Source organism: Rhizobium sp. BT-226, from assembly GCF_025847085.2.
GTDB classification, from domain to species: domain Bacteria; phylum Pseudomonadota; class Alphaproteobacteria; order Rhizobiales; family Rhizobiaceae; genus Rhizobium; species Rhizobium sophorae.
In genome coordinates this window covers 1,823,138-1,836,995 of record NZ_JAOYTI010000001.1, presented here as the reverse complement: position 1 = coordinate 1,836,995, position 13,858 = coordinate 1,823,138, and the positions used below count along the sequence as shown (strand labels likewise).

Here is a 13,858-nt window from a genome sequence, read left to right as displayed (position 1 = left end):
AGTTGCTTAAGAAAGCGGCGGGGTCGTTTCCAACAAAACTTGAGCGAACAAGTTGAATTTCAAGGGGAAATAACAACCCGTGACCATACCGAGAGCAGCGAAAACCCTGAGGCGGACGCGAATCCAGGAGGAGAAGGAAGAGCAGATCCTGGAAGCGGCCCTCGACGTGTTTTCGGCAAGCGGTTTCCGCGGCTCGACCATCGACCAGATCGCCGAAGTGGCCGGCATGTCGAAACCCAACCTGCTCTATTATTTCCGCACCAAGGAAGCCATGCACCGGGCGCTGATCGACCGGGTGCTCTACACTTGGCTGGAGCCGCTGCGGGCCTTCGACGCCGAAGGTAACCCGGAGGCGGAAATCCGCAGCTACATTCGCCGCAAGCTGGAGATGGCCCGCGATTTTCCGCGCGAGAGCCGGCTTTTCGCCAACGAGGTGCTGCAGGGCGCGCCGCATATCGAGGACGAGCTGAAGGGGCCGCTGAAGGAGCTGGTCGACGAGAAGGCGGAGGTCATCCGCGCCTGGGCGAAATCAGGCAAGATCGTCAAATGCGACCCCTATCACCTGATCTTCTCCATCTGGTCGACGACGCAGCATTACGCGGATTTCGACGTCCAGGTGCGTGCCGTGCTGGGACAGGAACATTCGGGCGAAGGGCGCTTCGAGGATGCGGCGCGGTTTCTCGAACAGCTCTTCATCGGCGGCCTGCGACCACCGGATCCCCTTGGGGGGTGAGGGTTTTACCCTCTCCTCGGGAGCGGCACCCGGGCAAGAATATCCGTCACGCCTTCCATCGTATAAGGCTTCTGCAGCACGGGCGCGTCCGAGTGGCTGTTCGCCTGGGCAATGCCCTCCCCATAGCCCGTGGCGAAAACGAAGGGCACGCCATCAGCTGCCAGCCGGTCGGCAATCCCGAAACTCGTCTCATCGCCAAGATTGACATCGAGAAGCGCCAGATCGAAGGACTGGCCTGCCAGAATTTCCATCGTCTCCGTGACACTTGGCGCCGTAGCCACCTCGGCGCCAAGCCGGCGCAGGATGTCCTCCCCATCCATGGCGATGATCAGGTTGTTTTCAACCAGCAGCACGTTCAGGCCGGAGAGTGGCTGATCGTCGGCAATCGTCTTGCGACCGGCCGCTCCGACCGGAGCCAGATTTGACGGTTCGCTCGTCGGGCTGACGACATGTCGCGCCGGAATGCAGAAATCGGCCTCGAGCCCCTCCTTGACGTAGCGGACCTCGGCCTTGCCGCCGAGGTCATAGGGGATCGAGCGGCGGATGATCGTCGAACCGAAGCCATGGCGTTTGGGTTCGACGACGGGCGGACCATCCTTTTCGCGCCAGCCGATGCGCAGATTGCCCTCGTCGTCGCGGTGCCAGCCGAGTTGGACGATGCCGCTGCCGGTGCCGGAAAGGCTGCCATATTTGGCGCTGTTGGTCATCAGCTCATGGAAAACAAGGGCGGCGGTGGAAAAAGCCTGCGGTTCCAGCAGCACGTCCTCGCCGCTCATTTGAATGCGTTGCGCATTTTTCCCGAGATAGGCGGCGGTCTCTGCCAGCAGCAATTGCCGGAGCGAAGCGGGCGCCCAGTGATCGCGGGTGATCTGGTCATGGGCGCGGGCGAGCGACTGGATGCGGCCCTCGAGCTGGCGGATGTAGTCGCCAAGGCCGACCGACGTTGCCTGTGACTGCCGGATAATGCCGGTGATGAGGCTCAATATGTTGCGGACGCGGTGGTTCAGCTCGGCAATCAGCAGTTCCTGGCGCTCGTTTGCCACCTGGCGCGCCATGCTGACCTCGTCGGTGAGGCGCAACACCACCTCGATCAATGTGACGCGGATGGTTTCGGCGACACGGCGCTCGGCCTCCGTGAAAGGAAGGGAGCGGCCGCGCACCAGTTCCGACCAGGCTTCGAAACTCTTGCGCGGCGTCAGCCTCGGGCCGTTCGGCCCGTATTCCACCGGCTTGTGCGGGTCGCCGCCCCAGCGGACGGTGCGCACCAATTCCTGACGGAAAAGCACGACGTAATCGCGCGGCGAACGCGAGATCGGGATGGCGAGCATGCCTGCCACAGCATCGTCGACCTCAAGATCCGGATAGGCTTCCGCGAGCCTGTCCACGGCATAGATGCGGCCGGCGGCGTTGCGGTTGAGGTGGCGGACGAGGGCTGCGAAGCCTCTCTCATTCGGCCCGATGCCGGCAAGGGCCAGCCGGCCGTTGATCCAGACGCCGATCCCGTCGGCAGGAATGGCGTCGGCGAGCGCCTCGATCAGCCAGGCCGGATCGTCGAGCAGGCTCGCATTGTCTGCGACGGAGGTGAGAAGCCGGTCGGCAATGCGGCGCGCCTTGGTCTCGTAGTCGAGAGCCAGTCGCCGTTCGCGGCTTTCAAGGCGCGACGCAAACATCTGGCCGAAGAGTTCGGCAGTGGAGCGGCGTTGGGCCGAAGGCAGACGCGGGCCGTAGTGATGGCAGGCAAACAGACCCCAGAGCCTACCGTCCACAACGATCGATATGGAGAGCGAAGCGCCAACGCCCATGTTTTTCAAATATTCGATGTGGATCGGCGAAACCGAACGCAATACCGACATGGAGAGATCGAGCGGCCGGCCGTGCTCATCGAGCTGCGGCAGGATCGGGACCGTGACGGCGCCGACATCGGCAATGATGCGGAACAGGTTACGCAGATAAAGCGCGCGCGCCTGTACCGGAATGTCGGAAGCCGGATAGTGCAGCCCGAGAAACGAGCCGATGCCGGCCCGGGCAGCTTCCGCCACCACTTCGCCGGAACCGCCTTCATCGAAACGATAGACCATGACCCGATCGAAACCGGTAAGCGCCCGCGCCTGTCTTGCACCTTCACGGAAGAAAGCTTCCAGTGTTTCCGTGTGGTCGAGGCGCGACATCATGCTGCGCATGGAGAGCGACGCGGCGTCGTGCTTGTCTTCCTGGCAGCGCTCGCCTTCGATGATGACCTCACCTTCGTTCAGGTGCACGGCAATGTCGAACCTGTTTTGATCGGGCATCAGGGCAATGCCGAAAATGCGCTCGACGACGTCGGAACCACGCAGCGTGGTAAGCTTGTTGCGGATTGCGTGGAGTGCTTCGGGTGTGATCACAGAGATAACGGAACGGCCGAGCGCGTCGGCCTGTGTCACTCCGAGAAACTCCGCCAGATTTGCGGAGGCGCGCATGACGATCCAGTCTGAGGATACCGCCATGAGAAAGCCGAAGGGCTGGACCGAGCCGAGCTGGTGAATCGGCTCACGGTCGCAGTTGGTGAGATCGACGGGTTCGTGCGTGCCGCTCATGGGACGGCTTCCAGTTCGACTTGCCCCGCTTTGAGGAAGAGCTCGAAGACATCGCGGGCTGCGGCGGCGGCAGCACCGGGATCGTCCACCTTGCTCGCGTCAAGACGATCCATGAAAAGCCGCATGGCGCCCTTCGGGCCTTGCGGGCTCAGATAGCTGCTGGGCAAGTGGTCGGGCACGGCCTTGGCGAGCAGCACGCCGCCGAGCTTGGAGCCCTCAAGGACGTAGGCGGCACCCCAGACCGCTGCGTCGCAGCGCAATACCGGTTGTGGAAGCAGTACGGGCAATCGATCATCGAGTTCCCGTATGTCGGCAGCCAACAAATGCGCGCGCCGTCGTTCCGGCCAGTCCGGCAGCAGACGGCCGATTCCTCCATTCTCAAGCGCATGTTCGACTGATGGTACGACGCGGGCATGCGCGCGCAAGAAAGCCTTATAATCCTGGGTGCGTGAGAGGTTGAAACTGCCGAAGATGGTGTCCACCGCGGCGTGGCAATCTGCAGTTTGTGCGCGGAGGGCGTTGCGAAGTGACATGCTGACCGTGTTCCGAGTGATATGGCGGCCGTCCACAACGGACGGTGAATGAGCGGATATACTGCGGCAACGAGTGATTTCCAGGGAAACGTCTAGGAAAAACATGGGTTTCTCGTCGCTCACAGACGCGGCGAGCGCTTCAGCCCATCATTGCCGGCAGTCCTGCGGCAAGCGTATCGATCGCGAGCCGCACCTTCGGCAGCATGACCGGAGAGCGCAGCCAAACGGCATGGGCATCGAAGACATTGGCCGGTTCGTGCTTCAACACCTGAATGAGCCGGCCTGCCAGCACCTCCTCGCGGACCAGCCAGCAGGGCAGCCAGGCAAGACCGCGCCCGGCGACGGCCGCATCGGAAATCGAAGCGAGGTCGTCGAGCCGCAGCCGTGCCTTTGGCGGCATCCGCCGCCCGGGATCGGTTGCAGTGGGAAAGATCCAGCCCCTATCGTCATCGCCCCGCCTGTAGACGATGCCTTCATGCTGCGGAATATCGAAGACCGTCTGCGGCGCGCCATGTTTTTCCAGATAGGCGGGCGATGCGCAGACGGTCATGCGCTGGCGGGCGATCGCCCGCGCCATCAGATCCGGATTGTCCTTCAGCGGTCCGTTGCGGACGACAAGATCGAAGCCGTCTTCGAGCAGGTCGACGATACGGTCGTTGAAAGAAAGGTCGAGTTCGAGATTCGGATGCTCATCGAGCAGGCGTCCCAGGACCGGCGCGATGCAGTGGCGGCCGAAGAGCACTGGCATCGAGATGCGCAGCCGGCCGCGGACATCACGCCGGCCGGATTCCAGCATGGCTTCCCCGAGGCGGATTTCCTCGACCGCCCGCAGGCAGCGCTCGTAGAAGAAGCGGCCTTCCTCGGTAAGGCTCTGCATGCGTGTCGTACGGTTGAAGAGGCGCACGCCGAGACGCTGTTCCAGCCGTGCGATCGTCTTGCCGACCGCCGAACGTGTGAGATGGAGCCGCTCGGCGGCAGCCGAAAAGCCACCGGCCTCGACGGCTTCGACAAAGATCGAGATACCCTTGAGCTGTTCCACTTGTTTCCTCTTTGGAACCATTCTGGAGAATTAATATCGCAACTGGTGCGAAATATTCAACGATATGTTTGCGCTCCCGGCAATGGACAAGGAGCAAGACAATGCAGACAACACGGCAATGGCAGATCGACGCGGTTGGGCCGGAACGCCAGCTGACGGTCGGCGAGCGGAGGCTCGAACCGGTTTCGGGAAACAGGGTCCTGGTCCGGACGGAAGCCGTCTCGCTCAATTTCCGCGACCGGCTGGTGATGGAAAGCGGCATGGGGTTGCCGCTGCAATTTCCCTTCGTGCCGGCTTCCGATATGGCGGGGGTCGTCGAGGCAGTCGGACCCGAGGTCAGCCGGTTCAAGCCGGGCGATCGGGTCATCTCGACCTTTTCGCCCGACTGGATCGACGGACGTGGGTTGGGCGATGCGCGCACGCCACCCTACAAGACGCGTGGTGGCTTTTATCCTGGCGTCCTCTCCCAATACACTGTGCTCTCCGAGGAGTGGTATTCACGCGCGCCTGATACGCTCGATGCGGCGCACGCGAGCACCTTGCCCTGCGCCGGGCTGACCGCCTGGTTCGCACTGATCGAGCGCGGTGGTCTGAAAGCCGGCGACAAGGTGCTGGTGCAAGGCACCGGCGGTGTGGCGCTCTTCGGTCTGCAGATCGCCAAGGCGCATGGCGCGGAGGTCTTCATCACATCGGGCAGCGCCGAGAAGCTCGAACGCGCCGTCGCTCTCGGCGCCGATCATGCGATTAACCGCCATGAGGGCGACTGGGTTGAGCAACTTTATCAGTTGACCGGCGGCTATGGCGCCGATCACGTACTTGAGATCGTCGGCGGCCCGCATCTCGGCCAGGCGCTGAAGGCGGTGGCGATCAATGGCCGCATTTCCGTCATAGGCGTGTTCGAGGGGTTCGAGGTTTCCGGCCCGGCCGGCCCGCTGCTGCTCAAGGCGCCGGTTGTGCAGGGCATTTCCGTCGGCCACCGCCGTGCGCTTGAAGATCTGGTGCGGGCAATCGACCAGACCAGGCTGAAGCCTGTGATCGACAAGCGTTATGCTTTCGACGAGTTTCCTGAGGCGCTCGATCATCTCTATCGCGGGCCTTTCGGCAAGGTGGTCGTCGAGTTCTGACGGCAGCAAGTTTCCTTCTCCCGCTGCATTATTGGGGGAGACGGGAGACTGATCACGCGGCAGCGGGGACGCCCTGTTCGAAGGCGAAGCCTTCATCGGCCCAGCCGGTCATCCCGCCGATCATGAGCTTCACCTGGAGGCCGAGATTGGCGAGGCGGAAGGCTGCCTTGTCGGCGCCGTTGCAGTGCGGGCCGGCGCAATAGACGACGAACAGTGTATCGCTTGCCCATGCCGACATTCGGTGCGCCGTCATCTTGCCGTGCGGCAGGTTGATGGCTCCGGGAACATGGGCCGCTGCGAAGAGCTGCGGCGAGCGTACGTCGAGGAGAACGAAATCGACTTTCCCGGCCGCAAAGGCGGCATGCACGTCCGAGCAATCGGTTTCGAAAGCAAGCCTGGCGGCAAAGTGAGCGACAGCGGCATCCGGAGCTGCAGCAGGTATTTGGGAAACGGGGCTTGGCATCGGGTTCTCCCTTTTTCTGAAGTTGCCGCCTGGTATCGCCGATGCTAGAGCTTTGTGAAATTGGCCATCATGACCGACAGCGTAAAGATCATGCCAAACTCATCCCCGCAGCAGACCAAAGGACCGCTTGTCGCCGCACTTGCCTATGACGGGCTCTGCACCTTCGAATTCGGCATCGCCTACGAGGTCTTCGGCCTGCCACGCCCGGAGATGGGGGCGGATTGGTATCGTTTCTCAGTCTGCGGCATCGAACCAGGGCCGCTTCGCGCTGCGGGCGGGCTGACGGTCGCGGTCGACAAGGGACTGGAGGTGCTTGATGAGGCGGATCTGATTGTGGTACCCGGCTGGCGGGCAATCGATGCGCCGGTGCCGGCACCGCTCGCCGTAGCGCTCAGGGCAGCGCATCAGCGCGGCGCGCGCATCATGTCGCTCTGCTCGGGCGTTGCGGTTCTTGCCGGATCCGGGCTGCTTGCCAACCGTAGGGCGACGACACATTGGCGCTATGTCGCCTCGATCGCTGCACGTTATCCCGACATCACGCTCGATGCCGACGTTCTCTACATGGACGAGGGCAGCCTGCTGACGGCGGCGGGGAGTGCCGCCGGCATCGATCTCTGCCTGCACGTGGTGCGCGGCGATTTCGGTTCAGAGGCCGCAAACAGCGTGGCAAGACGTCTCGTCGTGCCGCCGCACCGCGAAGGCGGACAGGCGCAGTTCATTCACGCGCCGGTTCCCGAGGAACGCGAGGGCATCCGCCTGGGGCCGCTGATCGAATGGATGCGCGAAAGCCTTTCCGAGGAGCAGCCGATCAGCCTGCTTGCCAAAAGAGCCGGCATGAGTATGCGCACCTTCCAGCGGCGCTTCGAAGCGACGACGGGCCTCAGCGTCGGCGAATGGCTGCTGAAGCAGCGGCTGCGGCATGCCCGCGACCTGCTGGAGAAGGAACTTGCTGTTTCGCTCGACGACATCGCCGCCGCCAGCGGCTTTGGAACACTGGCGACGATGCGGCATCATTTCCGCAGGCGACTGGGGACGAGCCCCAATGCCTATCGGAAGTCATTCGGCGGTTAGGCATCCCATGCTTGCATTTCTTTGCGATTTCACCTAAGTGGGCGCTCTCGATTGTTTCTGGAAAGGGAGCGCCACGATGACGAATATCTCCGCACGCCCCGAGAGGGTTTCGGCTTAACTCGGTCAATGGGCCGATGAATGCCGGTTGACATCGCCCTTTTGGCGATGAAAGACCAATCATATCCAGAGTTCATCATCATGGGCAATTCCATTGGGAGCAGAAGCTCCCCGATGACGTCGTCGGCACATCCGGCACTCATCAATCGTTTCTTTTCCGGTAGCGCCTGGATCGAAGGCGCCGCTTTAAATCAACTCGACGAAATGTCCCGCCTGCCGGGCGTTTTGGAGATCGCCGCGTTTCCAGATCTGCACCCCGGAAAATATGGTGCGACCGGCGTGGCACTGTTGTCCTCTCGGCTGCACCCGCTGCTGATCGGCAACGATATCGGCTGCGGCATGTCGCTCTTCGGCCTGGATCTTCCGCTGCGCAAACTGAAGATCGACAGGGCGGCGGAGCGGCTTCGCCGGTTTGAAACGCAGGCGATCGGAAATGCGGCGCAACTTCTCACGGAGGCAGGTCTGTCAACCGATCTGACACCCGGTGCTCTCGGCACGATCGGCGGCGGCAATCATTTCTGCGAGTTGCAGGCTGTGGAGGATCTCGCCGAAGGTGGATCTGCCTACGGTCTCGATGATCAGGGGCTTTATCTGCTGGTTCATTCCGGTTCGCGGTCCCTGGGCGCCACCGTATTCTCGGAGATGGTGGCCGCTCATTCGGGGCTTGCAGCCGGTCTTGAGCCCGGTTCGGAGGCCGGTGCCGCCTGGCTTGTGCGCCATGACCAGTGCGTTGCCTGGGCATCGTTGAACCGACGGCTGATCGCAGAGCGGGCGGCCGCAGCGCTTCATGCGGATCTGTGTCTCATCGCCGACGTGCCGCACAATCTCGTTCGCCCGTCCGATCGTGGGTTTGTGCATTACAAGGGTGCGGCGGCGGTCGTAAGCGGCGAACTCGCGCCGATTGCGGGATCTCGAGCGAGCCTCAGCTATGCGGTTCGTCCGAGCGCCGGCGTTGCCCGTTCGTTGGATGGTATCTCTCACGGGGCCGGTCGCAAATACGACCGCGCCACCATGCACGGGCGTGTCGGCCGGAATCGCTCCGAACGAGAACAGCTCTTGCGCAATTCCTGGGGCGGTATCGCCATCTGCGACGATCGCTCCCTTGTCGTCGAGGAGGCGGCATCTGCATACAAGGATGCCGGGCAAGTGGTGACCGATCTGGAAAATGAGAGCCTGGTCGTGAGGCTTGCCAGCTTTCGGCCGCTTGTCACCTTCAAGAAGGTGGTTGATGAAGCGGAGGTTGAGCAGCGTCGGCGAAAACCCGAATATCGCAGGGAAGGAGGACGTGGCCATGAGCGCTATTGATCTTCTCGTTACCGCGGGCAACGGTCCGGTGGAATGCCGCATGGCGCTGTCGGCGCTTCTCGGCATCCTCGAGCGGGAGGCCGTTCGGCTCGGCTGCTCTTTCGAGACCAGCCTTGGTCGGATGCCGGACCAGCACGGCGCCAAGTCGGCGATCGTCAGCCTCAATGGTTTCGAGGCGGAGCAGATCGCCAGTGACTATTGCGGCACGATCCGCTTCACCTTCAAGAGCCAGGTGCGTCCGGGTCACAAGCGGCAGAACTGGTACGTCTCGGTTCAACGTATCGATACCAAACCGGAAGGCGGCGAGGTGACGATCGATCCAGCCGACCTGCGTTTCGAGACGCTAAGGGCCGGCGGACCGGGCGGGCAGCATCAGAATACGACCGACAGTGCTGTTCGTGTCCTGCATCGGCCGACCGGTCTCGTCGCGACGGCGCGCGACGAGCGTTCCCAGCATCGCAACAAAGCCTTGGCGCTCCGGCGTCTTGAGGCGATGTTGCGCCATATCGAGGCGGAGAAGCAGGAGGCTGCCAAATCCGGGCGCTTCATCGCCAACCGGACCATCGAGCGCGGCAACGAGGTCAAAACTTTCAAGCTGTAATCGGGAATAGCGTGCCCTGACTACAACAACAAACGGCGCCCTTTCATGTAGGGCGCCGATTTCACTGGTCATGACCCGCCGAGGATTATGGCGGCGTTGCGAATTCTTATTCCGCCGCCTGGCGGGCCATCGGGTTGTTGGGGTGCGTCGTCCAGTTGGCATAGTTCGGGTCGACGACCCGGCCGGTGCGCTTGTCGAGGGTGCCGGCGGGAAGCTGCTCCATGGTGATGCAGTTTTCGACCGGGCAGACGCTGACGCAGAGATTGCAGCCGACGCATTCCTCGTCCATCACCTCGAAATGGCGAACGCCGTCGACGAAGTTGGTGATCGCCTGGTGCGAGGTATCCTCGCAGGCGATGTAGCAGCGGCCGCATTTGATGCAGGCGTCCTGGTCGATCTTCGCCTTGGCGATGTAGTTGAGGTTCAGATATTGCCAGTCGGTGACGTTGGGGACGGCGCGGCCGGTAATGTCGTCGAGGTTGCGGTGACCCTTCTCGTCCATCCAGTCGGAGAGACCAGTGATCATCTCCTGGACGATCTTGAAACCGTAGGTCATTGCCGCTGTGCAGACCTGGACGTTGCCGGCGCCGAGCACGAGGAATTCGGCCGCGTCCCGCCAGGTGGTGATGCCGCCGATGCCGGAGATCGGCAGGCCGTAGGTTTCGGGATCGCGGGCGATCTCGGCCACCATGTTGAGCGCGATCGGCTTTACCGCTGGGCCGCAATAACCGCCATGGCTGCCCTTGCCGCCGACCGTCGGGTTGGGGGCGAAGTTGTCGAGATCGACGGAGACGATCGAATTGATCGTGTTGATCAGCGAGACGGCATCGGTACCGCCGGCCTTGGCGGCGCGGGCGGGGCGGCGGACATCGGTGATGTTGGGCGTCAGCTTGGTGATGACAGGCATGCGGGTGTACTGCTTGCACCAGCGCACGACCATCTCGATATATTCCGGCACCTGACCGACTGCGGAGCCCATGCCGCGCTCGGACATGCCGTGCGGACAGCCGAAATTGAGTTCGATGCCGTCGGCGCCGGTCTCTTCGACCAAGGGCAGGATCGCCTTCCAGGCCTCTTCCTCGCAAGGCACCATGATCGAGGCGATCAACGCCCGGTCCGGCCAGTTCATCTTCACCTGCTTCATTTCCCGCAGGTTGGTATAGAGGTCGCGGTCGGTGATGAGCTCGATATTGTTCAAGCCGAGCAGGCGGCGGTCGGCGCCCCAGATCGCGCCGTAGCGCGGGCCGTTGACGTTGACGACAGGCGGGCCTTCCTCGCCCAGCGTCTTCCAGACCACGCCGCCCCAGCCGGCCTTGAAGGCGCGCTCGACGTTATAAGCCTTGTCGGTCGGCGGCGCAGACGCCAGCCAGAACGGGTTCGGGGATTTGATGCCGACGAAATTATTACGGAGATCAGCCATTGTTCATTCTCCCTTCAAGCAACCGCGACAGCCGGAGCGGCTGCTGCGGTGAGGGCACGATGGATGGATTCAGCCGCGTCGCGACCGTGGGCGACGGCAGAAACCGTGAGATCGTCGCCGCCGAAGACGCAGTCGCCGCCGGCCCAGACGCCGTCGAGCGAGGTATGGCCTTCGCCATCGACAGCGATGCGGCCGGATTCCATGCGCAGCGAACCGAGACCAGAGGCGTCAAAGCTCTGACCGATCGCCTTGAAGATCTGGTCGGCGGCAATGACACCGGTTTCGCCGGTGCCGACGAGGCGGCCTTCGAGAATCCTCGTATATTCCACCTCGATGGCGGCGACTTTGCCGTCCTGCGACAGGATCGATTTCGGCGCTAGCCAGTGGCGGATGATGACGCCCTTGGAGCTTGCCAGATCCTGTTCGAATTCGGAGGCGTTCATGTGCTCCTTGCCACGGCGGTAACAGATCGTCACCTCCTCGGCGCCGAGCAGCTTTGCCTGTACGGCAGCGTCGATCGCCGTCATGCCGCCGCCAAGGACGACGACACGGCGGCCGATGGCGATGTCGCTTTTGTCTTCGGCTTGGCGGAGGGCCGCGATGAAATCGACGGCATCGTCGACGCCCGCAAGGTTTTCGCCCTCGATGCGCAGCGCGTTGACGCCGGCAAGGCCGATACCGAGGAAGACGCCGTCATATTGCGCCTGCAGATCGGAAAGCGAAAAATCGTGGCCGAGACGCTGCCCATGCCGAACCTCGATGCCGCCGATCGAGAGGACGTAGTCGACTTCCTTCTGGGCGAAGTCGTCGACCGTCTTGTAGGTGGCGATACCGTATTCGTTGAGGCCGCCGGATTTTTCCCTGGCATCATAGATGACGACCGAGTGGCCCTTGACGGCCAGGCGATGGGCGGCGGCAAGTCCGGCTGGGCCTGCGCCGACGACGGCGATCGTCTTGCCGGTCGGTTCGGCCCTGGCATAGAATTGCTTGTCGGCCTGCATGGCGGCATCGGTGGCATAGCGCTGCAGACGGCCGATCTCGACCGGCCGCTCTTCAGCCGTGTTGCGGACACAGGCCTGTTCACAGAGTTCTTCGGTGGGACAGACGCGGGCGCACATGCCGCCGAGGATGTTCTGATCGAAGATCGTCTTTGCCGAGCCGATCGGATTGCCGGTCGAGATCTGGCGGATGAACAGCGGAATGTCGATCGAGGTGGGACAGGCCGTCATGCATGGCGCGTCATAACAGAAATAACAGCGGTCGGCGGCGACCAGCGCCTCATGATTGTCGAGGCGTGGATGAAGATCGGAAAAATTTGCCTCATACTCGGCGGGCGAAAGCCGGCCGGCATGGATCCCGGTTTCCAGTCGTTCCATTGAAGTTCCCTCATTATTGGTAAACGGCCTGTGAGGGAATCGTAACTCAGGTTTAAAAATTTATCAAACGGTAAAATTTTGGCAATTTTGTTGCGCCTGGCGCACTCAAACCCTTGTTTTTATGAGGGAGAGGCAATTTTTTCGGCAGTCCGTGCCTACAAAATAGCTGGGACGAACAGCACCGGCGGGGTGTCCGAAAAAAGATTCAAAAAAGTCAAATTTTTTTCAGATGGCAGGGAACCAAAGTTTGATGTCGCCGTTATTGCGATATCCGGATGGTGATCGCATCGACCCAACATGCGCGCCCCCAACCCACTATCCGGACGTACTCACGGTCCCCTCCCGGTGAGTGAAGACAGCCGGTGCGCCGCCCTCGCACCGGCTGTTTTTCGTTTTCGGTTGCCTCCCGGCTTCACACGCGCTTGAAGATCTCGAATTCGCTTTCCGGAATGGTCAAACGATATTCGATACGACCGGGAATGAGGTTCAACTCCGCTTTGCCATTGACCGACGAAGGCACGACACGCTCCAGCACGGTGCGGCCGAAGCTGTTGTCGCTGAATTCGTGGATTTCCGACTGATCATGCAGCACTTCCGCCCAGGCGACTTCGATCGCCTTCCTGTCGTTGATCATGGCTTCGCGGCAATTCAGCGTGATGGAGGCGGCGCCGCCGGCAATCGCGCCAAAAGAGGCGGAGTTGACGATGAGTTCGTGGAGAGCGAGCCCGAGATGCACCGCGGCATTCGGCGTCAGATGAGCGTTGATGCCATAGATCGGCATCGAGCCGGCCGTCTCCGGCCAATAGGGGGCAAACTGCTTTTCGGCGAGTTCGAAGAGATAGGCGCCGCGCCAGCTCGAATCCGTGATCAGGTCCTGCGAGTTGGAAAGCGATTGCAGCCGTCCGCGGAATTTGAGGAGGAAACTGTCGAGAGAGAGCGTGTTGCGCGCGGTCTGCGTGGCAATGCCCTGAATGATGGCAAGAAGGTTCTTGGAGCGGTGCGAGAGTTCGCGCAACAGCGATTTCAGAACTTTTTCGCGATGCCGGCTCTCCGTGACTTCAGCCATGACGGACAGAAGTCCATGTGCGCCACGTTCGCCGGTGCGCTGGATCTTCAGTTCATAGGTGCGTCTTTCGCCGTCGACGTCGATCTCGACTTCGGCATTGTTGGGGATGCCGGTTTCCAGCACCTTGTGCTTCAGCGCCGTTAGATATCGGCCGTGGGCATCGCCAAAGAGGACGGCGTCGCTGCCGCCAGGCGCAAAGAGGGCTGCAAAATGCGGCGGCAGATTTTCGGCGTAGAAGATCGAAAGCCGGGCGTCCTGGCAGAGGATTGAAATCCCGGCGCTGCCGAGCGCGCGTTCCATCATTTCGGCTTTGCCTTCGAAGGTGAAAGGCATGCCGGATAATGGTTCAGTCGTATTCACTCGGCCGCCTTTCCTTGTGACATCTTGAACGTCGCTGAAGGGAGCGCCCTTCCAGACACCGCCTGTCAACTCTAGAA

General features: G+C 62.0%; 12 protein-coding genes. 5 read left to right on the top strand and 7 right to left on the bottom strand.

Annotated features, from left to right (window positions below):
• Positions 1–79: 79 nt before the first annotated feature.
• The gene (locus OIU37_RS09310) at positions 80–733 is read left to right on the top strand and encodes a TetR family transcriptional regulator C-terminal domain-containing protein (protein WP_171605408.1); all 654 of its coding nucleotides are present in this window, start codon (positions 80–82) and stop codon (positions 731–733) included.
• Positions 734–738: 5 nt separating this feature from the next.
• On the opposite strand, the gene OIU37_RS09305 is transcribed toward OIU37_RS09310, so the two are convergent.
• From OIU37_RS09305 to OIU37_RS09295, 3 genes are all read right to left on the bottom strand, one after another.
• Positions 739–3,306, bottom strand: coding sequence for an HWE histidine kinase domain-containing protein (locus OIU37_RS09305; protein ID WP_264257186.1), 2,568 nt, complete (start codon positions 3,304–3,306; stop codon positions 739–741).
• A complete protein-coding gene (locus tag OIU37_RS09300; RefSeq protein ID WP_264257468.1) occupies positions 3,303–3,839 on the bottom strand; it encodes a biliverdin-producing heme oxygenase in 537 nt (178 codons plus the stop codon). Before OIU37_RS09300 ends, OIU37_RS09305 begins: the two co-directional genes overlap by 4 nt.
• A 139-nt stretch (positions 3,840–3,978) precedes the next feature.
• Positions 3,979–4,878, bottom strand: a complete 900-nt coding sequence (locus OIU37_RS09295; RefSeq protein ID WP_264257185.1) for a LysR family transcriptional regulator — start codon at positions 4,876–4,878, stop codon at positions 3,979–3,981.
• Positions 4,879–4,979: 101 nt separating this feature from the next.
• On the opposite strand from OIU37_RS09295, the gene OIU37_RS09290 reads away from it, so the two are divergent.
• Entirely contained in the window at positions 4,980–6,002 is a 1,023-nt protein-coding gene (locus tag OIU37_RS09290) for an NAD(P)-dependent alcohol dehydrogenase (protein ID WP_264257184.1), read from the top strand.
• A gap of 52 nt (positions 6,003–6,054) precedes the next feature.
• Here the strand turns inward: OIU37_RS09290 and OIU37_RS09285 are convergent, their stop codons facing one another.
• Complete coding sequence (locus OIU37_RS09285; RefSeq protein ID WP_171605412.1) at positions 6,055–6,465, bottom strand: rhodanese-like domain-containing protein; 411 nt, start codon at positions 6,463–6,465, stop codon at positions 6,055–6,057.
• Between the two features lie 69 nt (positions 6,466–6,534).
• On the opposite strand from OIU37_RS09285, the gene ftrA reads away from it, so the two are divergent.
• The 3 genes from ftrA to prfH all read left to right on the top strand — a co-directional run bounded on the left by ftrA (position 6,535) and on the right by prfH (position 9,559).
• Positions 6,535–7,536, top strand: a complete 1,002-nt coding sequence (gene ftrA, locus OIU37_RS09280) for a transcriptional regulator FtrA (protein ID WP_171605413.1) — start codon at positions 6,535–6,537, stop codon at positions 7,534–7,536.
• Positions 7,537–7,767: 231 nt separating this feature from the next.
• On the top strand, positions 7,768–8,958 hold the full coding sequence (locus tag OIU37_RS09275) for an RNA ligase RtcB family protein (RefSeq protein ID WP_264257182.1): 1,191 nt from the start codon (positions 7,768–7,770) through the stop codon (positions 8,956–8,958).
• Positions 8,945–9,559, top strand: coding sequence for a peptide chain release factor H (prfH, locus tag OIU37_RS09270; protein WP_264257181.1), 615 nt, complete (start codon positions 8,945–8,947; stop codon positions 9,557–9,559). Before OIU37_RS09275 ends, prfH begins: the two co-directional genes overlap by 14 nt.
• Before the next feature lie 106 nt (positions 9,560–9,665).
• On the opposite strand, the gene preA is transcribed toward prfH, so the two are convergent.
• The 3 genes from preA to OIU37_RS09255 form a co-directional block, all read right to left on the bottom strand.
• Complete coding sequence (gene preA / locus OIU37_RS09265; protein ID WP_171605416.1) at positions 9,666–10,979, bottom strand: NAD-dependent dihydropyrimidine dehydrogenase subunit PreA; 1,314 nt, start codon at positions 10,977–10,979, stop codon at positions 9,666–9,668.
• Positions 10,980–10,993: 14 nt separating this feature from the next.
• Positions 10,994–12,355, bottom strand: coding sequence for an NAD(P)-dependent oxidoreductase (locus OIU37_RS09260; RefSeq protein ID WP_168314289.1), 1,362 nt, complete (start codon positions 12,353–12,355; stop codon positions 10,994–10,996).
• Positions 12,356–12,767: 412 nt separating this feature from the next.
• Positions 12,768–13,754 carry a sensor histidine kinase gene (locus OIU37_RS09255; RefSeq protein WP_264257467.1) on the bottom strand — a complete coding sequence of 329 codons (987 nt, stop codon included), beginning with the start codon at positions 13,752–13,754 and terminating at the stop codon, positions 12,768–12,770.
• Positions 13,755–13,858 lie beyond the last annotated feature (104 nt).

Coding starts and splice junctions, on each gene's coding strand:
- OIU37_RS09305 (WP_264257186.1), bottom strand. CDS start 3,306: ATGAGCGGCACGCACGAACCCGTCGATCTCACCAACTGCGACCGTGAG.
- OIU37_RS09300 (WP_264257468.1), bottom strand. CDS start 3,839: ATGTCACTTCGCAACGCCCTCCGCGCACAAACTGCAGATTGCCACGCC.
- OIU37_RS09290 (WP_264257184.1), top strand. CDS start 4,980: ATGCAGACAACACGGCAATGGCAGATCGACGCGGTTGGGCCGGAACGC.
- OIU37_RS09285 (WP_171605412.1), bottom strand. CDS start 6,465: ATGCCAAGCCCCGTTTCCCAAATACCTGCTGCAGCTCCGGATGCCGCT.
- ftrA (WP_171605413.1), top strand. CDS start 6,535: ATGACCGACAGCGTAAAGATCATGCCAAACTCATCCCCGCAGCAGACC.
- OIU37_RS09275 (WP_264257182.1), top strand. CDS start 7,768: ATGACGTCGTCGGCACATCCGGCACTCATCAATCGTTTCTTTTCCGGT.
- prfH (WP_264257181.1), top strand. CDS start 8,945: ATGAGCGCTATTGATCTTCTCGTTACCGCGGGCAACGGTCCGGTGGAA.
- preA (WP_171605416.1), bottom strand. CDS start 10,979: ATGGCTGATCTCCGTAATAATTTCGTCGGCATCAAATCCCCGAACCCG.
- OIU37_RS09260 (WP_168314289.1), bottom strand. CDS start 12,355: ATGGAACGACTGGAAACCGGGATCCATGCCGGCCGGCTTTCGCCCGCC.
- OIU37_RS09255 (WP_264257467.1), bottom strand. CDS start 13,754: ATGCCTTTCACCTTCGAAGGCAAAGCCGAAATGATGGAACGCGCGCTC.